This is a genomic window from Bacillus sp. FSL W8-0183 (genome assembly GCF_038006825.1).
Classification (GTDB): Bacteria; Bacillota; Bacilli; order Bacillales; family Bacillaceae; genus Bacillus; species Bacillus altitudinis.
Genome location: NZ_JBBOVY010000001.1, coordinates 584,458 through 606,284, shown reverse-complemented (window position 1 = coordinate 606,284; position 21,827 = coordinate 584,458). Strand labels below are relative to the sequence as shown.

19 protein-coding genes and 1 riboswitch are annotated in these 21,827 nt (G+C 40.9%); of the genes, 5 read left to right on the top strand and 14 right to left on the bottom strand.

The genetic code is table 11. From position 1 onward, the window contains the following. Positions 1–93 precede the first annotated feature (93 nt). Together NSQ64_RS03100 and NSQ64_RS03095 are read right to left on the bottom strand one after the other, a co-directional pair. Positions 94–738 (bottom strand): response regulator, encoded by a 645-nt coding sequence (locus tag NSQ64_RS03100; protein ID WP_341015014.1) that lies wholly within the window; start codon positions 736–738, stop codon positions 94–96. Positions 739–762: 24 nt separating this feature from the next. Beyond that, on the bottom strand, positions 763–2,382 hold the full coding sequence (locus tag NSQ64_RS03095) for an ATP-binding protein (protein WP_041507162.1): 1,620 nt from the start codon (positions 2,380–2,382) through the stop codon (positions 763–765). Positions 2,383–2,449: 67 nt separating this feature from the next. Here NSQ64_RS03095 and NSQ64_RS03090 point away from each other — a divergent pair, with 67 nt between their 5' ends. Then, the gene (locus NSQ64_RS03090) at positions 2,450–3,547 is read left to right on the top strand and encodes a TRAP transporter substrate-binding protein (RefSeq protein ID WP_341015012.1); all 1,098 of its coding nucleotides are present in this window, start codon (positions 2,450–2,452) and stop codon (positions 3,545–3,547) included. Positions 3,548–3,572: 25 nt separating this feature from the next. On the opposite strand, the gene NSQ64_RS03085 is transcribed toward NSQ64_RS03090, so the two are convergent. Then, complete coding sequence (locus tag NSQ64_RS03085) at positions 3,573–4,403, bottom strand: EcsC family protein (RefSeq protein WP_024720476.1); 831 nt, start codon at positions 4,401–4,403, stop codon at positions 3,573–3,575. Positions 4,404–4,559: 156 nt separating this feature from the next. Here NSQ64_RS03085 and NSQ64_RS03080 point away from each other — a divergent pair, with 156 nt between their 5' ends. The 4 genes from NSQ64_RS03080 (at position 4,560) to NSQ64_RS03065 (ending at position 7,326) form a co-directional block, all read left to right on the top strand. After that, the gene (locus tag NSQ64_RS03080; protein ID WP_003214275.1) at positions 4,560–4,820 is read left to right on the top strand and encodes a GlsB/YeaQ/YmgE family stress response membrane protein; all 261 of its coding nucleotides are present in this window, start codon (positions 4,560–4,562) and stop codon (positions 4,818–4,820) included. Positions 4,821–5,049: 229 nt separating this feature from the next. Then, positions 5,050–6,327 (top strand): Nramp family divalent metal transporter, encoded by a 1,278-nt coding sequence (locus NSQ64_RS03075; RefSeq protein WP_341015010.1) that lies wholly within the window; start codon positions 5,050–5,052, stop codon positions 6,325–6,327. Between the two features lie 67 nt (positions 6,328–6,394). Continuing rightward, positions 6,395–6,964, top strand: a complete 570-nt coding sequence (locus NSQ64_RS03070) for a GNAT family N-acetyltransferase (protein WP_008346964.1) — start codon at positions 6,395–6,397, stop codon at positions 6,962–6,964. Between the two features lie 98 nt (positions 6,965–7,062). Further along, on the top strand, positions 7,063–7,326 hold the full coding sequence (locus tag NSQ64_RS03065) for a hypothetical protein (protein WP_008346966.1): 264 nt from the start codon (positions 7,063–7,065) through the stop codon (positions 7,324–7,326). A 40-nt stretch (positions 7,327–7,366) separates the two neighbouring features. On the opposite strand, the gene NSQ64_RS03060 is transcribed toward NSQ64_RS03065, so the two are convergent. The 11 genes from NSQ64_RS03060 to NSQ64_RS03010 all read right to left on the bottom strand — a co-directional run bounded on the left by NSQ64_RS03060 (position 7,367) and on the right by NSQ64_RS03010 (position 21,686). Beyond that, entirely contained in the window at positions 7,367–7,591 is a 225-nt protein-coding gene (locus NSQ64_RS03060; protein WP_024720475.1) for a hypothetical protein, read from the bottom strand. A gap of 73 nt (positions 7,592–7,664) precedes the next feature. After that, on the bottom strand, positions 7,665–8,384 hold the full coding sequence (locus tag NSQ64_RS03055; protein ID WP_341015006.1) for an endonuclease V: 720 nt from the start codon (positions 8,382–8,384) through the stop codon (positions 7,665–7,667). A 17-nt stretch (positions 8,385–8,401) separates the two neighbouring features. Then, complete coding sequence (locus NSQ64_RS03050; protein WP_061418008.1) at positions 8,402–8,848, bottom strand: toxin-antitoxin system YwqK family antitoxin; 447 nt, start codon at positions 8,846–8,848, stop codon at positions 8,402–8,404. Beyond that, positions 8,838–10,541: a T7SS effector LXG polymorphic toxin gene (locus NSQ64_RS03045; protein ID WP_445684635.1), complete on the bottom strand. Its 1,704-nt coding sequence runs from the start codon at positions 10,539–10,541 to the stop codon at positions 8,838–8,840. Before NSQ64_RS03045 ends, NSQ64_RS03050 begins: the two co-directional genes overlap by 11 nt. 233 nt (positions 10,542–10,774) lie before the next feature. After that, positions 10,775–12,496 carry a pyruvate oxidase gene (locus NSQ64_RS03040; RefSeq protein ID WP_341015004.1) on the bottom strand — a complete coding sequence of 574 codons (1,722 nt, stop codon included), beginning with the start codon at positions 12,494–12,496 and terminating at the stop codon, positions 10,775–10,777. Positions 12,497–12,566: 70 nt separating this feature from the next. After that, positions 12,567–14,393: an APC family permease gene (locus tag NSQ64_RS03035; RefSeq protein ID WP_007498061.1), complete on the bottom strand. Its 1,827-nt coding sequence runs from the start codon at positions 14,391–14,393 to the stop codon at positions 12,567–12,569. 112 nt (positions 14,394–14,505) lie between these two features. Next, positions 14,506–14,653, bottom strand: a riboswitch (cyclic di-AMP (ydaO/yuaA leader). A 66-nt stretch (positions 14,654–14,719) separates the two neighbouring features. Continuing rightward, entirely contained in the window at positions 14,720–16,801 is a 2,082-nt protein-coding gene (locus NSQ64_RS03030) for a cellulose biosynthesis cyclic di-GMP-binding regulatory protein BcsB (protein WP_341015001.1), read from the bottom strand. 4 nt (positions 16,802–16,805) lie between these two features. Next, on the bottom strand, positions 16,806–18,029 hold the full coding sequence (locus NSQ64_RS03025; protein WP_412055034.1) for a glycosyltransferase family 2 protein: 1,224 nt from the start codon (positions 18,027–18,029) through the stop codon (positions 16,806–16,808). Positions 18,030–18,066: 37 nt separating this feature from the next. Beyond that, a complete protein-coding gene (locus NSQ64_RS03020; protein WP_341014997.1) occupies positions 18,067–19,782 on the bottom strand; it encodes a DUF2334 domain-containing protein in 1,716 nt (571 codons plus the stop codon). After that, complete coding sequence (locus NSQ64_RS03015; protein ID WP_341014995.1) at positions 19,772–20,623, bottom strand: GGDEF domain-containing protein; 852 nt, start codon at positions 20,621–20,623, stop codon at positions 19,772–19,774. Before NSQ64_RS03015 ends, NSQ64_RS03020 begins: the two co-directional genes overlap by 11 nt. Further along, positions 20,604–21,686, bottom strand: a complete 1,083-nt coding sequence (locus NSQ64_RS03010) for a glycosyl hydrolase family 8 (RefSeq protein ID WP_135010091.1) — start codon at positions 21,684–21,686, stop codon at positions 20,604–20,606. Before NSQ64_RS03010 ends, NSQ64_RS03015 begins: the two co-directional genes overlap by 20 nt. Positions 21,687–21,827 lie beyond the last annotated feature (141 nt).

Genomic DNA, 21,827 nt, shown 5'->3' with positions numbered 1-21,827 from the left:
ACGCTTAACTGTTATCTGTAGGTAAATGATAGCGATTTCATCAAAGGCTGTGAAGCTTATGGACATATCGTACATTTTGGTCTTTTTGGTCTCTTAGTCAGAATGTACGATATATTTATTCACAGGGCGTCCGACCCCGCCATATTGCATATCTAATTTCAGCTCGCCTTCTTTTACAAGGAAGTCTAAATAACGGCGTGCCGTGACACGTGCAATCCCAAGTGCATTGGCGACTTCCTCTGCAGACTGCGCTCCTTCTTGCAGACGCATATAGGCTTTAATTTCATTCATCGTATGCACATTCAGCCCCTTAGGAAGCCATGTCTCTTCCTGCTTAACTGCAGGCTTTCGTATGATATCATCGAGCATCTCTTGAGAAAATTCTGCTGCGGTACGAATTTTTGATTTGAACGCTTTATAGCTTTCAAGAGATTCTTTCATCCGTTCAAACTTAAATGGCTTAATGATATAATCTCGGGCACCATTTTGAAGCATGGTGCCGATCGTCTCTTTGTCCTTTGCTGCCGAAATAACAATCACATCCACCTGCATCTTTTGCTTTCTGATGTCTTGCAGTGTTTTGACGCCATCTTTTTTAGGCATATACACATCGAGCACCACAAGATCTGGACGAATGTCTTTGATCAGCTGGATGCCCTGCTCGCCATTTCCTGCTACAGCCGCAACTTGAAAGCCAGGGACGCTCTTAATGAACTCTCTATTGACTTCTTGCACCATCGGGTCATCTTCCCTTAATCTGAGTCATCTGTCTCTCTCCTCTATTGTCATTGGGAATTCGATTGAGAAGGTGGTACCAATGCCGATGCTTGATGTGACTTCTACATTTCCCATCCCTTTGTCGATAATCGTTTTTACAATATACAGTCCGTAGCCTGTTCCGCCTTCTTTACCGTGAGTAAAGCCTTTGTCGAAAATATGAGGAATCATGTCCTCTTCTATTCCAGATCCATAATCTTCAATTAAGATCGCAAGGACATCCTCTGTTTGATCAATACTAATAGAAATAAGTTTTGTGTCTCTTTCTACAGTATCATACGCGGCAAAGGCGTTCTCGATCAGGTTGCCAAGTAGCTTCGTCATATCATGCTGATCCAGCCGCTCTGGGAAATCGCGCAGACTGCTATTTTCATCTACTTCAACCTTGATTCCAAGCTCCTTGCCCCTTCTTATCTTGCTCATCAATAAACCAGCCACTGCGTCATGCTGTATCACACGGTGGAGAAAGTCCGTCACATGCTCCTGTTCTTCGGTCGTTTGAAACGCTAAATCGAGTGCTTGATCGGCTTTCCCTAGCTGAATTAAACCCGCAATTGTATGAAGCTTATTCATATGTTCATGATTTTGCACCCGTAGGCCATCAACGAAGTTCTTCACCCCGGTTAATTCCTCCGCCAATTTGGCCGCCTCTGTCCGGTCCTGAAAAATCGCAACCGCTCCGATGATTTTCTTTTTCATCACAATCGGAATTCGGCTGCTCATGATCCGCTTTCCGCTCATATGAATTTCTTCATTGTAGACGGGTTCTGCGCGGTCAATGATTTCTGGAAGCCTTGTATCTGACAGCACATCCCAAATATTTCGGCCCACTACATCACCTGTCACGCTGAAAATTTGCTTTGCTTTTTCATTAAAAATGGTGATCATGTGCTGGTTATCAATGGCAATGACCCCTTCATTAATGGAATGAAAGGTAGCGGTGCGCTCCTCTAGCATTCTGACAATCTCATGCGGCTCCAGCTTAAACATTTGCTGTTTAATATGACGGGCGAGCAAAAATGAACCGACAAGCCCGAAGCTGAGCGTCAGCAAAAGGATCATGAGGATATCCTGCTTCATTTCTCCTAATATATCTGCCATACTCGGCAATGTTCTTCCGACTAGTACAACCCCTGTTTGGTTAAATTTTTCATCCTTTACTGGATAAAAGGCTCTAATGGCTGTGCCAAGCTCTCCCTGTGCTTCTGAGAAATAGATATGCTCTGCAAAGGCAGGTTCTTCATCTGTCCCCTCAGAGCGCTGGCCAATCCTTGTTTTCACTGGATGTGTCAATCGCACGTGATCCATATCCATGACAACAATGTAGTCAGCATCTTGGATAATCCGAATCTCTTCAATGGCATGCTGTAACTGCGCACGCTCCTTTGTCTGATCATCCAATGCCTGCTTTACCTCATTCATCTCAGCTACTGTTCTTGCCGTGTTCATGAGCCTTTTTCGAAGTTCTCGTTCCTCTGTTTGCTGAATTCCCCCGACTAGAACAATTCCTCCGATTAAAAGGGCAAAAATGACAACGAAATATGTGAGGATGGTGAGCTTCCATCTAATAGATAATTGTTGTAATTTCAGTCGATTTCTCATCATTTTTTCACCTGTATCTTTACGAATTCTTCCTCTGTCAAGTATCCTTGACATAAGGGGGATCTAACGCATGAAGAATTTACTCGCCTATACGCTATTGCTCATCATCGGTTTTGTAACCGCTTTATACTTTGGTTTTTATCATATGATGCCTAAATCAGCGACGATCTTCGACGATGAACAGACTGGGCTGAAGGATCAGCTTGTGTTCAAATTCAGCCATGTTGTCGCAGATAATACCCCAAAAGGGCTGGCTGCAAAGAAATTTGCTGAGCTTGTTCATAAAAAATCCGACGGCAGGATCAGCATTCAAATCTTTTCAAACGGGAGTCTTTATTCTGATATTGAAGAAATTAATGCACTAAAAGAGAATCAAGTTCAATTTATTGCTCCGTCTACGTCAAAGCTCGGCATGCTGTCCCCTGAATGGCTGGCACTTGATCTGCCCTTTGCCTTTTCTAACTACGATGCTGTCCAAGAAGGGTTACATGGTGCGATTGGACAGAGACTGTTCGGCACACTGCAAAAAGACGGACTAAAGGGAATGGCCTACTGGACAAATGGCTTTAAGCAAATCACTTCGAATAAAGGCCCAATCAAGCAGCCTAGTGATTTAAAAAAACAATCTCTCCGTATTATGCAAAGTGACATGATTGAAAAGCAATTCAAGCTTCTTGGCGCAAAACCCTATCAGGAATCGTTTAATTCAACTTTTCAGCTGCTAGAAACAAAAAAAGTAGACGGTGAAGAAAATACAATTTCAAATATTTATTCAAAAAAATTCTATCATATACAAGACTATATGACGATCAGTAATCACGGGTATTTAGGGTATGTCGTCTTAACAGATCAATCCTTTTTTGATCGTCAAACACCTGAGACGAAGCGAATTTTACTCGAAGCGATGGAAGAAACAACGGCATGGAACGAAAAACATGCCGAACAAATGAACAAGGATCAGCTGGAGGATATTAAACGCGAATCTCCAATTGCCATACACGAATTAACACCAGCAGAGCGGCAAAAATGGATGAAGGCGCTCGATCCTTTGTATGATGAAGCAGAAAGGATCATCGGTTCCACCTTGATTAAACAAATCCGCGAGCTCCGGGCACGCTATGAATATTCTCTGATTCAAGCGTTTGAAGAAGATGCTGAGACCAAATAAAAAATCCCTTTAGAGAGGGATTTTTTTATGCGCCGGAGTCACGCTGTTCTTGCTGAGCGAGCTCCTCTAATCTTGTTAATATTCTGCGCTTTCGATATTGCATAATGCCTGTTTCGGCAATTCCTTTTAACTGTGAGCGGTTGGACGCTGCACCAAACAAAATCCCCGCAATTGGGACAAGTTGAAACAGCTTCTTCCAGCCAAACGAATCACGGTAGTTATATACGACCTCACGCCATCCTTGAATTTGAGAGATCATGTTTTCGTGCTTCCCTTCTGATGCATGATAGCTCTTCAGCTCTTTTAATATTGATTTTTTCCCAACAACGTCAGCAGAATTCAACTGTAAACATTTAATGATAAAGACTCGTTCTTCTTTATTTTTCGGATCATAGCCATAGGTGACGGCGATATCCTGTAATGTTTTTAAAGAGAGACCGAGGACAGCCGGAATATCTGCCGCTAATGTAAACATACCTCCGACACCTGTTGTCGCACCTTGTACAGTGGCGAGGTTTGTTCGGTTTTTCCCCATCTGGTCACTAATGGCATCCATGACCTCGATCGGAGCCGCCTCAATATCTTCAATACGCTGAATCGATTCATCGGCACATTTCTTTTGAAATTGATGAATAATGCCTTTCTCTGACGTCAAATAGACACCGCCTGATTGAATGTAGTGCCCCATCTCATCTAATAACACACCGATTTTCTTTTGAATAAAGGCAGGGGTCAGCTTGTCCAGCATTTGAAATGGAAGCCGGCTGAGTTTCTCCCAAAACCATACCTTTTGCTGGTCTTTCTCCCATTTTTCAATCTCTTTTAATTGTGCTTTTAGCCACTCTCTTTCCTCCATGCCATTTGCCTCCTTAGATGCCGTTCAAGTATATGTCTGTTATTATACACAATCCTTGTCCATCATACGTATCGAACATTGAAGCGGTTCCGAAAGGTTTTAATCTCTTTTAAAACGGTTATTGCTTAGTAAACAAACAAAAGAGGAGTGATCAACATGTTAGGATTTCTGATTTCATTAGTTGTGGCGATTGTCATAGGTCTCATTGGGAGTGCACTCGCTGGAGGCAGTGTACCAGGAGGCTGGATCGGTTCAATGATTGCTGGGCTTGCAGGTGCTTGGATTGGTCATGGATTACTTGGAACGTGGGGTCCTAGTCTGGCAGGATTTGCGATCATTCCAGCGATCTTAGGAGCAGCCATTTTCGTCATTATTTTAAGCTTGATCTTCCGCAGCGTTGGATCAAGGGTTTCTTAAAAAACGATACAAAAGAAGAGGAAGCAGAGGATGCACCGCCTAAGATAAGAGGCGGTGTTTTTTATGTGTTGATTGACAAGGTATCTATTTTTTTCACTTACATATGATAAACAAACCTATTAGTTCAGATAGTTGACTTTTCATGAAGATGGGCATATGATGATTAAAAATTGCATCGAGGAAACTTTTTGTGCCAAAGCAAAACTTTGTAGAATCTAGGTGATGACATATGACAAACAAATACATCGAGGCACAAGCCCACATGTCAGTGGCAGCGGAGCGTGCACTTGAAGGAAAGGTGAAGGGATTTAGAAGGCTCCTTCCTTTTCTCGGGCCTGCTTTTATCGCCGCCATTGCCTATATTGATCCAGGAAACTTTGCGACCAACATTGCAGCTGGCTCGAAATATGGCTACCTTCTGTTATGGGTCATTCTCATATCCAATCTCATGGCCTTACTCATCCAGTCTTTGTCTGCAAAGCTTGGAATCGCAACAGGGAAAAATTTACCTGAAATTGCTCGAGAAGAGTTTCCAAAACCAGTCTCGATCGGTTTATGGATTCAGGGTGAACTCGTCATTATCGCCACAGATTTAGCCGAATTTATCGGGGCTGCCCTTGGTTTATACTTACTCTTTCGTATCCCGCTGCTTGAAGCATCGATTATTGCAGCGATCGGTTCTTTTGCCATTTTAGAGCTCCAAAGACGAGGTTATCGAGCGTTAGAAGCAGGAATTACCGGCATGCTGTTTGTTGTCGTGATTGCTTTCGCTGTACAAACCTTTGTGGCTAAACCTGATCTTGCAAGTGTCGCCGGTGGACTGTTCATTCCAAGGTTTGAAGGGACAGACAGCGTACTGCTTGCCGCTGGTATTTTAGGCGCTACGGTGATGCCGCATGCGATCTATCTCCATTCAGCCTTAACGCAAAGAAGAGTCGTCGGCAGAACGGAAAAAGAGAAAAAGCTGATTTTTCGTTTTGAGTTTTTAGACATCCTCATTGCGATGGTAGTTGCTGGCGCCATCAATGCCAGCATGTTGATTGTAGCAGCTGCTTTATTTTTTAAAAATGGTCTTTTTGTTGAGGATTTAGATGTAGCATTTCAGCATTTTGGAACTCTCTCAGGTCCTGTATCAGCGATCTTATTTGGTGTAGGTCTGCTTGTAGCCGGACTTTCCAGTTCTTCTGTCGGTACACTGTCAGGCGATATTATTATGCAAGGTTTTATTCAGTACCGAATTCCGCTGTATGTCCGCCGGCTGATTACCATCATTCCACCTATTGCGATCATTGCATCTGGGGTCAATCCGACATCTGCGCTTGTGATGAGTCAAGTGGTCTTATCATTTGGAATTGCGTTTGCTTTAATTCCGCTCATTTTGTTTACAAGTAAAAAACGAATTATGGGCGATTTGACGAATGCTCGCTGGGTGACCGGAATATCTTGGGTGATAGCAGCTCTTGTTGTCGCACTGAATCTGTTTTTAATTGTGGATACGTTTATGTAAAAGACAGTGATCATACTGTCTTTTATATCGGGTTGTGGTAGAATTTCCCTTGAGAGGATGTGATCACATGTTTTTTTATCAGGATCAAGATCTATCCATGCGGCTGCTTGAACCAAGAGACGCGAGAAGTCTGTATCTGCTCATCCAACGCTCAAGAGAGCACTTACGTGAATGGATGCTATGGGTCGATTCGACGCAGACAGAAGAAGACAGCATGGCGTTTATTCAAGGTGCCATGCAACAAGCTTTGCAAAACAATGGTTTTCAGGCTGGAATCTGGTCACATGGAGAACTCGTTGGTATCATTGGCACCCACCAAATTCATTGGATTAATCGGACGGTTTCCATTGGCTATTGGCTCGGGGAAGGCTATCAAGGAAAAGGCATCATGACAAAAGCATGCAAAGCGGTCATTCACTATTTATTTGAAGAGTGCGGTCTGCATCGCATTGAAATAAGGGCCGCTGTTGATAATCAAAAAAGCAGACGCATCGCAGAGCGTTTATCTTTTTCACTTGAAGGCATATTAAGACAATGTGAATGGCTGGGCGACCACTTTGCCGATCACTGTGTGTACGCACTTTTACAGCCTGAATATATGAAACAAAAAACGAATTCAATCAATCAGCCCACTTAATTGTGTCGATTGCATGAACTATTTTACAAAGTGAAGCTTTGTAGTATCCGTTGTGATTGGCATCTGATAAAATAGAAGGAAAAATCGAGGTATGATGTATGTCTCTTATTATTTTATTTTACTTATGGATTGTCCCTTTATTATTTGGCATTTTCTTCTCATTCCTAACAAAGAAAGCCACATACAAACGCCGCTTTGTCCCATCATATAGCATGGCAGGACTCAGCATCGTGTTTCTCATTCTGGCACTCGTCTTTTCAGCCAGTCATTTTCTATTCATTTGCGGTATGTTCCTATTCGCCACTACACTTGTCGGCACAGGCATCCCGTTATTTTTAGCCTTTACCAAAACACCTTCATAAACAAAACCACCTTTTCGCGATGGAAAGGTGGTTTCTTTTTTTACTGCTGAGGCATTCGATAGGTCATCGTACCATTTGGGTTTTTTTCAATTACTTTCACAATGTCTTGAAGGATCTCTGACGCTCGATCGCTTGAGTCATACTTGCCGAGCGTCTTGACCCAAGAATCACTGCCTGCGATAAACCCTTCAATCTTTTTACCGGTTACTGTGACTTCGTGAACATTAACGAAACTTTGTTCGTTTTGTGTGAAAATCCATAGCATTGGTTGATTCCCCTTTTTTTCTGGTGATTGGGTTTCGATAGTGTCATTTTCTAAATCTTAAAAAATGAGCACTTCACATTTCACCCTTTTTTGTTAATAACTCATTTCGAATAATGCGTGTCTCGATATCTGCATATCTTACAGGGATCGGCAGTCGACTATTTTTATCAATAAGTTTCATCACAATTTTTGTAGTTGTATCTAAATCAATCCAGTTACCACATGAAATAAAAATGGGCTTAACATTGATTCTGGTTCGAAGTACTCGACCATAAATTTCATCATCTATAATAATATCTGTGTATGCATTCTCTTTATTTTGGGGTAGGGTAAAATCTATTCCTTTGATTTTCAAATAGCTTTTTGCTACACCAATGGTAGGCTTCTTTAAGAAAAATGATGCCTGTGTAGCAATACCCATATGTCTATCATGTAAGTAACCATTTCCATCAAACATATAGATATCTACTTGTTTCGTCAGCTTTTTTGCTGCATCTTTTATTAAAGGCAATTCACGAAAAGCAAGAAATCCGGATATATAAGGAACCTTTATTTCTCCATAACTATTCACTTTTTCAATTACTTGTTTTTCTGTCAAATCATATACAACTATGCAACAAACACCTTTCGATTTTCCATTTGTTTCAAAATAAGAAACATCTACCCCTGCGATAAACCGTATGTTTTCTAATCGGAAATTATTTTCCAATTTAACTTTAGGCAAGAGAGCTTTTTGTTCATTTTTAAATTTTTCTATTAAATGATCTATTTTATCATTATCCAGATTAACCATATATCACTTTATCCTTATTAATCGTTGAATTTTTCGACGTATTTTAAATCAGATTCATCAGGTTCTGCTTTTTGCTCTACAATATTTCCGTTTTCATCGTATTTTATATAAGTCATTTCTCGACCAGCAATATATTCAGATTCATACTTTCTATTTCCATTCTCAAAAAACTCGACTTGATATCCATCTGCAGCACTTTTATTCATATTACCTATTTTTTTCACATTTCCATTTGAGTAAAATTCAACACACTTTCCCTGCTTAACACCTTGCTCTACATAGAAGTAACTTTCGATATTTCCATTTTCGTATTTATCATAAGCTAAGCCCGTAAATAGTTTTTCGTTACCATCCGGGGTATATTCCACTATTGCTAGTTCGTAAGGACCCCCATACTCTAAATGTTCTTCAAACTCCGTACCATTTTCTAAAATAAAATCCTTTTGTAATATATCATTTAACATTTTTAGGAACCTCCGTGATAATTTTAGATCCATCCGTAAGATAAGCACAATGTGGACATCGTGGAAACATCATCCCAGCCGGTTTCACTCTACTTTGACCGGTCCTAACTACATTCAAAATAAAATTATCTAAACTAGCACCTGGGTTTTCCTTTAAGGCCTTATTCAATGCAATCACTTCGGCATGTGACCCCGCACCTTTTGTAAATGCATATGAATCTATAACCTCTTTTGGCATTTTATCATATTTGTTTTTTATTAAGGGATGAAAATCTGGTAACTTTCCATCATAATCATTTATTGCATAAGAATATTTCCCAGTTTGTTTATCATAAACTCCAGCAAAAGCAGGTCCCATTTTCTTCTTACTAATACCAGTACCTTTTAATTTATTTAGCTCTTTCATCGTTTCACCGCGCAAATTGATTCTTTCATTTAATTCTTTAGAACTGATTGTTCCATATTTATTTCTTAAATAATCTATACGTTTCCCACTCTCTACAGCACCCATCTTCCCATGAAATCCTTTCGCCCCAAATGGCAAAAGCATCCCCAGCGCCGCATTCATACTCGCTTCCTGCTGTTCTTTCGAGATCTTATTTCCAAACATATCTCGGCCCGTAATCGCTTCGCTGAAGCCGTTGGTCGCAGTAAGACCGTATAAGCCTTTTTGTGATGTTTTCAACGCATCGAAAGACTTCTGTGATGTCTTGTAAATGTCGACCGCTCTGACTGCGGCGGACGTGGCTTGAGTCGTTTTATAGACGGCTTTCCCGCCTTTAAAAATGCGTCCTGCCCAGCCGACAATCGGGATGTAGCCTGCTGCTGCCATGCCGCCTGCGGCGACTCGTTGGCCTGCGGTGAGTTCTTCACCTGTGATCGGATCGACACCTGTTGCGGCACGTTTTGCATCGTTCACGCCTGTCAGCTCATTAACGATATTCCCACCGTAATCAAGGGCTTTTTCATACCAAGGACGGTTGGCGAGCGCTCCTTGTTCCTTTGCAATCTTGCGGGCTTCTTCTTGATCTTTTTTGATTTTTAGATATTCAGAAGTTTGCTTCTCAATATCGCTTTTTGCCTTGTAGATTTCGCTATTTTGATACGCTTTCTTGTCAAAATTCATAGGCGAAATGGATTTTCCGTCATTTGTGGCATTGATCATTTCTGCGTACAATGCCATTGTAGCCTTCTCCTCAGTCTCTGACAAAGCATATTCATCTTTTAGATTTTGATCAAGTTCTATTAAATCTTTAACCGTTTTCTTCCGTTCATCTTCCGCATCTGCAATCTTTTCGTCAAAAGTTTTACTATCAAATACCTCCAGAGAAATGAGGTCATCAATATCTTGAAAAATCGTTTTGAGTGCCTTTTTTTGATCCTTCACGATGCTTTTGGCATTCTTGATTCCCATATGTACAGCGTTGTCTAAAAAGTGTTCTTCTACAAAGGTGTCGCCGCCAAAATTTGTATCATCAAGTGTCCCAGAAACACCTTCATGAAAGGCTTTTTGTTTATCAATGAAGCTAATAAACATGTCCACATTTCCCGCGAGTTCTTTGTAGAAGCTTTTAATGTTATCGGCACCTTTTCCAGTGAAGTCGTCACCGAGGTTGGCAACACCTTGTAATGCCTTTTTTAAATCTATCATTTGTTCACGGAGTTCCTGATAGTGTTTTGCCCTTGTATCCATGGCACTGGTTAGTGCTTTTGCATCAAGTACCTTGCCCAGATTAAGCCACTCCCTCCATTATTGATCATAAAGTCTATTTTACCTTTCTCACCGAATTGGAAAAATAGGCTTTAAGTTGCAAAAAATCCAGTCTGTAAATTTTTATACAGAAGAAAACAAGTGACAATTGAAATGATTTTACCTATTCAACAAAAAAAGTCAGTCTTCTAATTAGAAGACCGACTACCTGCTGTTTAGAAAATGCGTTTAAGGCTTTTCTTGAGCGGAGGGATATCCAGCTCACCTTTTTCAAAGAATTTTTTCAATAAATATTTACTAAAGCCTGCTGCTTGTGTGTAAGTGATTTTACCAGGTAACGGTGGTTCATTGGTCACCGCAACATCAATGATCACAGGTTTCTCAGCTTGAAGTGCTTGATCAAAGGCTGGTGCTAGTTCTTCATGTGATGACACCGAGATTCCTTTACCACCGCACGCTTCTGCAAATTTTGCAAAATCAATATCTTCCAGCTCTATACCATAGTTGATGTTGCCTTTTACCTGTTGTTCATATTCAATCATACCAAGGTTGTTGTTATTTAAGATCACAACGACAATTGGCAGTTTATATTTTACCGCCGTCACAAAATCTTGCATCACCATTGTGAAGCCTCCGTCACCACAGACAGCAATGGCTTGGCGATTTGGTTCATTTAATTTAGCTGATATTGCGCCAGGTAAACCACAGCCCATTGTGGCAAGCCAGCTGGAAATAATGAAATCCTGCTGCTTCATTTCGAAATGACGTGCCATCCATACCGTCACATTACCGACATCAACTGAAAGAATGGCATCATCATCTACCGCTTCTTCTAATCTAGCGATGACTTGCTGCGGTTTAAGCGGTGATGTGGCAATAGATTTTTCCTTATCCATTTCTTCTCGCCACTTCATCATGTGCTCTGTACAAGCTTCAAGGAAACCGCGCTGCTCTTTATATTCAATATAAGAGGTTAGTTCATGAAGACCAGTCTTACTGTCACTTACAATCCCCACTTCTACTGGATATCTTTTACCGATCTGATCCGGTTTGATATCCAATTGAATGGCAGGCGTGTCTTCCGGTAAGTAATCCCTATATGGGAAGGAGGTTCCAAGCATGATTAATAAATCGCACTCTTCCATCGCTTCATATGCCGGCTTCGTACCGATCTGACCTAGGTTTCCTAAAAAGTATGGATGCCTGTCTGGAACAACACCTTTTGCAGGAAGTGTAATGACGATCGGTGCAGCTGCCTTTTCTGCAAACGAAAGAAGTTCTTCTTTTGCATTTCTTAATCCTTTTCCTGCTAAGATGACTGGCTTCTTCGCATTGTTAATGAGTTGAGCAGCCTTTAGCAGTTGATCTTTCTTCGGCCGCACATCTCCCTCTACATAAAGAGGTGATGTATAAACGGGACTCCGCTTAATTTTCTGAGAAAATAAATCATCTGAGACAGTGAGAACCGCCACCCCTTTATGGGTATAAGCAGCTTTGATGGCTTGATTCAATAAGTCAGGCAGAGCTTCTGCTGTTTGTACTTGCTGATTAAAGACAGCAACATCGTCAAACATCCGCTCTAATTTGATTTCTTGAAATGCATCTCTGCCTACTTCAGTTGAGGCAACCTGCCCTGCAATCGCTAATACAGGTGCACCGTCCGCTTTTGCATCGTATAGTCCATTTAATAAGTGGACAGCACCTGGCCCAGCAATTGATAAACAAACTCCAAGTTTGCCTGTTAGTTTCGCATCAGCTGCTGCTGAAAGTGCTGCCACTTCTTCATGTCTTGTTTGTATAAATTGAATTTTGCTTGATTCATGCCTTAGTTCTTCGATTAATTCGTTAATACTGTCGCCGGGCATTCCATAAATATGTTTCACGCCCCACTCTTCCAGTAGCGCTGTTACTTCTTTTCCTGCGGTTCTTTGCGGCATGTGAGAAAACTCCTTTTTTCTTACTCCATACCACCGCACCCTTTTGATCAAACGTTTCAACTTGCTCTTGTTACTTTTTAAAGTGATATGGAAGAGTGGCGACAACAATATCCCGTTTCCATAATAAACGGAATCTTAATAAGAAAGCAGATTGATTATGCAAAATGGTGTGCCATCTTTTTTTCGGAATAAATTGAGGGACGAGCACCATCACTCTATATTGATGTGCATTTGCTTTCGCTTCAATCGTTTCAAGAAATTTATCAAGCGGGTGAATGAGACTTCGATAAGACGAATGTAAAATCACAAGACGCACATCACTATTCAGCTTTTCCCAATCAGCTTCAATTTTCTTGTCTTTCTCTTTATCAAACGATACATGAACCGCTATGACCTGGTCTGATAAGGATTTTGCATATTGCACAGATTGTTCGACGACACGTGTGACACCTGCTATTGGGACGATGACCACATTTCCTTTGATTTCGACAGGCTCGGTTTCATTCAATAAACGTAATTGTTCTCCAACAGACAGATAATGTTTCTTAATAGAATGAAAAATAAATAGAACAATTGGCATGAAAACAAATACCGGCCATACAAGATGGAACTTGGTCAAAATGAGAATCATGAAAACCGTAAATGAAATAAGTGCTCCTACGATATTGATAGGCATTTTCACTTTCCATCCCTGTGGTTTTTCACGAATCCACTTTACACACATACCTGTCTGAGACAAGGTAAATGGAATAAACACACCGACAGCATAAAGTGGAATGAGGTGTTCCGTTTTCCCATCAAATAACCAAATAAGCAGCATAGAAGCTACACCTAAGAAGATAATACCATTGGAATAACCGAGTCGATCTCCTCTCACTGTAAACATGCGCGGCATATATTTATCCTTTGCTAAGTTGACAGCCAATAATGGAAAAGCTGAAAAACCTGTGTTTGCCGCTAATATTAAAATTAAAGCTGTGACAGCTTGAATGACATAGTAGAAAAATGTCCGTCCAAATGTGTCTGATGCAATCTGTGACACAACCGTTTCTTCTGGCTTTGGCGAGATGCCAAAACCAAACGCAAGCAATGTCACTCCTACAAATAGAACGGCCAGTAATCCCCCCATCATCAATAAAGTTCTCGCTGCATTTTGTGCAGCTGGTTTTTTAAAGGATGGAATTGTATTAGAAATCGCTTCAACACCAGTTAAAGCAGAACAGCCAGACGAAAATGCCTTTAATAAAAGAAATAACGTGATGCCTGATACATGTGTGCCAAATGCTGTATGTTCAGGTGCTGGCGGCACTTGCCCTGTTAATAGTTTAAAACCGCCCACCCCAATTAAAATGAGCAATGAAAAGACAAATAGGTACACAGGATAAGCCAAAATAGATGCCGACTCTGTCAGTCCACGAAGGTTTAACACCATAATCACTAGGACTAATACGATTGAGATCATGACATGATATGGATATAGAGCTGGAAAAGCCGATGTGATTGCATCGGTCCCAGCAGAAATACTCACTGCTACGGTTAAAATGTAATCGACGAGTAATGATCCACCAGCAACCAGCCCTGGTTTTTCACCTAAGTTTCTGCTGGAGACGACATACGCCCCGCCGCCTTCTGGATAAGCATAAATAATCTGGCGGTAAGATAGAATTAACGCCATTAAAAGAATTAATACACAACCTGCAATCGGGAGTGAGTACCAAAACGCTGCCGCACTAACAACTGATAGAACAATCAAGATTTGTTCTGTACCGTATGCGACTGACGACAATGCGTCTGATGACAATAATGCCAAAGCTTTGATTTTTGATAGTTTTTGTTCTCCTGCTGCCTGTGATTTTAATGGTTTACCAATTAAAATACGCTTCATCAAACTGTACATGTGATGCCCGCTCCTTTAGTGTCAAACGATTTGAGTTACAAAATTTGGATCGCCAAAAAGACACAGAGGCAATAGAATGCCCCTGTGCCTATTGTTTAGATCACAGGTTGGTCTTTGCTCTCTTTAACGCTTACGAGGTTAGCTGACGGATTCGGGCGCATGAGATTTTGCCCTACCTTAAAAGGATTCACCCCACGTGGTGTTTTATACCACCACAATTGGTTCCCCCGCTCATCGAAATGATTCAGCGATTGGTCTTTTATAAAAGAGATCATACTCCCGTTTGACACCAAAGTAAAGAGATTTTTTCAAGGTCTTTTGATCGTTTAGAACTCAGTCTTTTTACGGTTTTTTCGTACGAAATAGACAATCATTAAAAGCACAAAAAGGATGAGTGCAGCGATACACACAAAGTAAATCCAAGACTCGCTACTGCTTTGTTTTTCACTTGTTTTCAGACTGTTCGATGTGCTGCTGACGGATTGATGATTAGTAAACACACCTTTGTTTTTACTCTCTATTGCAACTGTTGCTTTTTCTGTATTTGTTTGAAGAAATTGCATTACTTCATTTGACACGTTAGCTTCAGCTGCAGTCATTCCTGAAAAGACTGTCATTGTCTGTTCTTTATTCCAAACAGATGGCTGCGTCCATACAATTCGAGCCGTTGTTTCGTTGATCATGCCGAAAGAAGATACATCATACTGATCCTTTTTCACCGGAACAACGAGATCGGCTGCTTTTTCTTTCAGAAGAGAGAATGTTTGAATGCCTCCGATGAAAATGAGAGGGTGATTTTTCAATTGTTCATTTGTCACTTGAGAAGCTTTCATTAAATGATATTGAGCTACTTCTGGCTGACTAAAAGATTCCGTCACCATGGCCATTTGATTGATTGTTTCACGTTTGATTTGATCTGGTATGATGATCAATGTATTTTTCGAAGTGAACGGGAGCGGCCATGCGGCTAAATCTGGCTTTTCACTCGTTGTTCCTTCTGGTATTTGTAAAGAGCTATTTTTGTCAATGAATATCCAGCCTTCTTCATCCGTATGTCTGCAAGATTCCATGTTTTTAAAACCACTTGTGACAAATTGCAAATCAATATATTCATTTTTTTGAAGTATGTTTGAATCTACTGGAATCGAGACATGATAGAATCCATTCGCATCTTTGCTGCCTAGTTTTGTTAATGGTACGTCGTGCGGTTCGTCATTGATCATAACAGTTAACCGTTCTGTTTTGCTTGCCGCTGTATCAGATTTTTTGAATGAAAGATTGAGCTTTGCACCTGATTTTTGGTTAGCCAGTAGCGCTTTCGGATAATAGTAGTGGTCGGATGCCGTCTTGTTGGTCCCAACCGTGACATCATCTCCGCCGAAATCTTTCAAACGAATCTTGTGAGATGGTTTAGACGTTTGAGCTGCAGCCTTTTGAAGCACTAGGTCTGTTCCAGTCAGTTGATCCGTTAATTCTGACTGAGTTAGAACATTGATTTTTTCAGCGATTGTCACAGGCTTTTCCGCTGTCACAAATAAAATGGGCTGTTCTGTTTTCTTTGCTGTCAAAGTTCTCATCGCTAACGTAAGATGACTGCTTTTCGTTTTAATTCCTGCAGCTTGTTCAATCGTTTTCATCCGTCCATCCCAGCTTCCTATAGCTCCCACAGCAATCGTTGGGTGAGCCACTTGCTTGATGTCCTTTTCTTGGATAAGTTTGATCTCTTTTTGGCGATCTTTGTTTTTCAACGTACGGTATACTTTGATGGCTGCTTCTAATTCAGCTGCATCCGGTGAATTAGGAATTACAATGTCTGTCTGTTCTTTCTGATCACCTGTTTGAATAAAAGGTGATGGAAAGCTATCTAATGTGAAATCTTTTGTCTGGATTCCTTTGAATGTAAGTTCACTTTCAGGATACACTTTTAGCCAATTAGCAGGTGTCTCTTGGTTGATACACACGCCTTCTTTTAAAACACCATAAAATGTGACCTGAATGCGGTGAGTACCTTTTTTCAATTGTGCTTTGTTCAACTTGATTTGAATCGACTTTTTCTGGTTTTTCCCTGATACAGGGATGGTCTTTTCGATCTCTCCATCAATCATAACAGTGAATGAGGAAGGTGAAATCAATAATGGTGAAGCCTCTATATTGAACGTCAATGTGCTTGACTCTGTTTTTTCCTGATCCACTTGATAGGTAAATTCAGTGCGGTCTTCTTGCCCATATAAGGTCACTACGTCTTCTGATAGATGCTGCGTTTTTGTTTTGCTTTCTTTTGAAGATTGAACCCAATCATCTTTGACTTGAACTCGGTTGGATTGCGCCATTGCTTGACCTGCCATGAAAAAAGGCTGGATCGCTAAGGATAATCCTAATATATAAATCAACCATTTTAACGATTTCAATATGTCACCCGCTTTTCTTTTGTTGTTGATTGTAACGCTCGGTTTTGTACCATTTCACTTCTTGTTTCAATAATCGGCTTTTCACCTCTACACATAAGGAGTACACAACAAGCGCAATCCATACTTGGGAATAGGTAAAGTACATGAGAACGACAATGAGAATATTTTGTTTGGTCAGCTCTGTTTTCTCTATGCTTAACGTAATCATCACTTCTGTTAAAAAGAGGAAGAAGGCTAATCCCCATAGGATGAGTGCCACAGCTCCCACAGATAAGTGAAGATCAACGAATAAGTTTACGATAAAAATGCCGTTGGAGAGCAGTACACCAAAGAAAAATAAGAAATACGTAAAGAAAAAATAAAATAAATCGAAAATCATTCGTTTTCGTTTTAATTTCATAAACTGTCTTAAAAATTTGAGCACAACATATTGGTTGCCTCTAGCCCAGCGTGTTCTCTGCCGCCACCAGACTTTCCATGTTTCAGGCTCTTGTTCCCATGTAATCGCAGCAGGAAAGAACCGAATCACATAGCCCAGATTATACACACGAATTGTTAATTCAGTGTCTTCAGCTAGTGCATGGACATCCCAGCCGCCAAGCTCTTCTAAAATGTTCCGGCGGATCGCAAAGTTGGTGCCTGGTATCGTCGCAATGCCAAACCATTTCCATCTCCCGCCTTGCGCCATCCACTGGAAGCAGATCGTTTCTATGTTAATGAATTTTGTCAGGAGGTTTTTGGCTGCATTGATGACCCTGAATTTCCCGACAACAGCACCTGCTTTAGGATCATTCAATAATCCAAGAACCAAATGGTAGACGGCTTTCTTTTCAGGCATATTATCTGCATCGTATACACAAATAACGTCTCCTGTCGAAGCCTTCAAGCCTTCATTCAGTGCAGTAGATTTCCCCTTCCCTGCAAATGGCGGCTTTGTTTCAATCATATGGACATGATCGTATTGCTCACTAAATGATTGCACAATCTCCCCTGTACGATCAGAGGAATTGTCATTAATCACAATGATTTCAAGAAGGTGTTTGGGATAGGATAACTGGACCATGGCTTTTAGCGTCTGCCGAATGACCACTTCTTCATTATGTGCTGGAATGAGAATGCTGACGGTCGGCAGATCTTTCCCTTGTTTCGTCCATTTAGGCAGCACTTTTTCGTAAGTTAAATAGTGCTGAAAGCCTCCCTGCATCAGAAACATATGATATAGGAGCATGATCCAAATCAGTATTAATGATAGGTAAAATAAGATATCAGCCACCTGATTTTCTCTCCTTAAAGATCCGTTTTTTCATCGTCAGCCTTAAATACAATGTGTAAAAAGCAAATGCCACAATAAAGAGCAGCACCACCACTGTGAGTATTCGAAGCATATTTTCCATCCCGCTTCGTTTGTTTGTTTTTGTTTCAGCTATATTGGATTGCTCTATTTGAATATGTCCATTTCCTGCTGTTTTGATCTGGATATTCTGAGTTTGAACAGTCTGTTTTGTTTTCTTTAAATCTAGCCATTCACTAGAAGGGATCGCATCCATTTGTGTGATTACATCTTGCAGCCCATCTATCCCCGCTTCCACATCATAGGACAGCCCAATGGCGGCGGATTGGATATGCTGCAAGGATTGAATTGTCTGTTCAGTCAGTATGATTGCACCTTTTTGGTCAGACGCTGTATCTATAGACTGTTCAGGATATAAAGTCATGCCATGAAGCATGGCGGGTGTCGACAAAAACGGTGATGCACTTCTTGTTTTCCATGTACGGTCTGAGAGCTGCACCTGTCCAAATAGACTGGACACATGGCGGGAAATCACTTCATAGCCTTGCAGGGAAATGGCGTCATTTGGTACTTCAAATGCAAGCGGATATAACCCCTGCTGCGCGAGCAGTTCAATGCCTTTTGTCAGCTTTTCTTCTGTATAGATGGCTTCTTGATGTTGATTGGATGTGATATACGCATTAAAATCTTTTTCATTCGGAAAAAAGCTTTTGTTCAGCTGTTGATCAGCTTTCTCTGGTTCATTTGACGTAACGGGCTGATCGTACTTGACATCCCAGAATTCAAAGCCTTTACCCGACTCCTCCGTTCGATACGAACGGCTAAACCCGTGAAGAACGACACTAGCTCCATTGCTTTGCAATTGTGTTAACACGTGGACAAGTTTAGGCCGGTCACTGAGCGTCACTTCATCCCCTGTTGCTGGATCAATCCATATAGGGGTCACCGCCAGCAGAAAAGGGATATGGCGAGCTGTTACGTATCGTCCAAGTTCAAGTAACTTCTTCTCATCCGTGACGGGGTTAATCTTCCCAATCTGTAAGTACTTTGTCGTCGTTTGATTAGAAGCCGGCAGGAGACTTTCCAGCACCTCTGCAAGCAGCTTGTCGTGCTGAAGGATATTTAGCATTCCGACATATGCCGCACCTTCTTTTGTTTGAATCACAAATGGCTGTTCAGCTTGATTTTTCTTCAATAAGAATTTACGTTGCAGATCTGTCCCTTGAACCGTCTGAGCTGTGATTCCTCTCTCTAGCTGACGGTATTCTTGATCATCAGTATCTTTGATTTGACTGATGTGATCTTGTTTGTGAAAAGTAAGCTTGGAGAATGGACGAAGCTGTTCCGCATTGTATCCTATTGCGATTAAGCGTTTTGATTCGTTTATGAGACGAATGGTTTGTGCTTTCAACGTTCTCTTTTCTTCACCTATATAGATAACTAGCCGAGAGTCATTGAGGTTCTTTTCAGTGATTTGTTCATCAGATAAAATGGTCGTTCGTGTGGAAAAATGCCCCACAAGTACATCAAGCATATGAACAGTTGGAGTTGCCTCACCTGATTGTGTGGAATAGACGATGAGGGTCCTTGACTCTTTCTCAAGTGCACCGGCTGATGTACTGTCTTTGATCGAAAGCATAGAGAAAAGAACGATTAACAAACAACATTTCGTCAAAACATTAAAGTTCATTCATCATCATCTCGTTTTCTAGTTCTTCTAAAAATTGCTCTGGTGTCCGATAGTCCGAGCTGCTTGTTAAATGACAGACATGAAAAGTTAAGGTCACTTCACGACCATTTAGCAGGACATGCGTTTGCAGTTTGTCTTTTAGCTTATCAAGAACGATCGAGACGTTTTCTGCAGGTGTGTGAGTGAGCAAGAGACCCATTCGTTCTTCGGATAATCGAAATTTCTTATCGGTTTCTCTCACACTTTCGCGAATCTTCATACTGAGTTGCTGGAAAAGATGTTGCATTTCTTTTTCTCCATATAATGTTTTGAATTCCGCTGAGTAGTGCATATGAAGAAGGATAAAGACGAATGGCTGTTTGTATCGTTCTGCTCGTTTCATTTCCTCAGACAACTCGAGTCTCATCCGCTCTGCATTGTCAAATCCTGTGATTGAGTCAATCGCTACAAATTGTTTGATGGCCCTCTTTTGTTGGTCAATGGTGTAACGCATCGTTTTGATTCGCTCATGCACGTTTCCAGCAGAAATAGCAAAAAAGAGAAGCGCCACGCCCCATATCACGACATCTTGCAACGTTTGATGAGAAAAGAGTGAATTTGTGTGACCAAGCTCTGTAAAGAACATCCCGCTTCCTATAAAGAACAAAATCAACAAAGTAAAAACCAATGCTGGCAAAATACCAAATAAAATGCCGCATCCTATCACGACAAATGTGAGTGTGATGATCATGACACTCTCCGCATCACGTCCATTCAAGTAGCCCATAAATAAAATGAGTCCCGCAAACGTGAGGAGCACCGTATAATACGTGCGATAGGTGTTACTGAATAACCTTTTCATTTAGAAGCTCCCTTTCTGCAATTAGAGGCAATAAATTATCAAATGAGTGTGTATCTTTTTCGTTCATATAGCCTCCGTAATAAGGCTTGAGAGGATCTTGGATTTGCAGCTCTTTCATTCGGTGATAGACGTCTTTTGCAAAATCATCTTCTCCTTGTTTGAGTGCATATAAGATCACCAGTGCATAGACTGAAGGTGATTCATACGTCACTGCTGGCTGTAATGTGCTCAGTTTATATCGTCCATACAGTTTTCCTTCCTTTTGGAAGTTGGTTTTCAGCCATTTCATGATGACTGTTGTATCAACCTGTGCACGTTCGGCATAAAGAGCCGTATAAAGCTGGTCGATCAAGTTGATTTCCTGATCAAATGAGTAGACTTTCTTCGCTATGTCATAGGATTTTGGAAAAAATCCTTTTTGTCTCGGTGCATTTTTTAGAATGGCCAATTGGTTGTTCATCATTTGTTCTGTGAATAGGTGGAGGGATACTAGTTCTTTGATTGCTTTTGGGTCAATATATGAAAGTGTGATTGTATGTGAAGTTTGCTTTGTCGATGCATCATAATAGTCGGTCAACATACCCTTGAACATGTTTTTGTCTTTTAACGCTTTTGCGATTTTTTTGGCTGTGGTTTGATATACTGACTTCTGCCACAATTGATCTGCTTTTTGAAGTGCTGTTACTACACGTAAGTCATCAACTAAAGCATTGACTTTGCTTTTTTGATGAGATTCGATTTGCCAGCTAAGAAGATCATGTTCCAGTAAGAATTGAGTGCGCAGGACATCTACCTGTTGATCAAAAGATGTTTGATCTTTTTTTCTAACAAGATAATCCATCCAAAGTCCGAGCGATTCTGATAAGTAAGTAGGCTGCTCCGCAAGCGAGGTCCGGATCATGCCTTGATCTGTCATTAAGTGGTGAGTCATAAAGTACTCTCCTGACAATACTGGCTTTGCAGGTTCTGGTTGAGCTGAATGTTGCTGCTGTTTCCAGGTACATCCGCCTAGTAGAATGACAATGAGTATAGCGATAGCTGTACGATATATGGGTGTATCCATTCGTGTCCCCTTTCAATCCTTGTTCTCTCTAAGCATCTAACGATTTATTATAGAGCGTTTCTGTTTAAATGAAAATAAATATTTTATACCAAATTACGAGTCTTTTCGCTTACATATTCCCATTTACAGAAAAACAACATG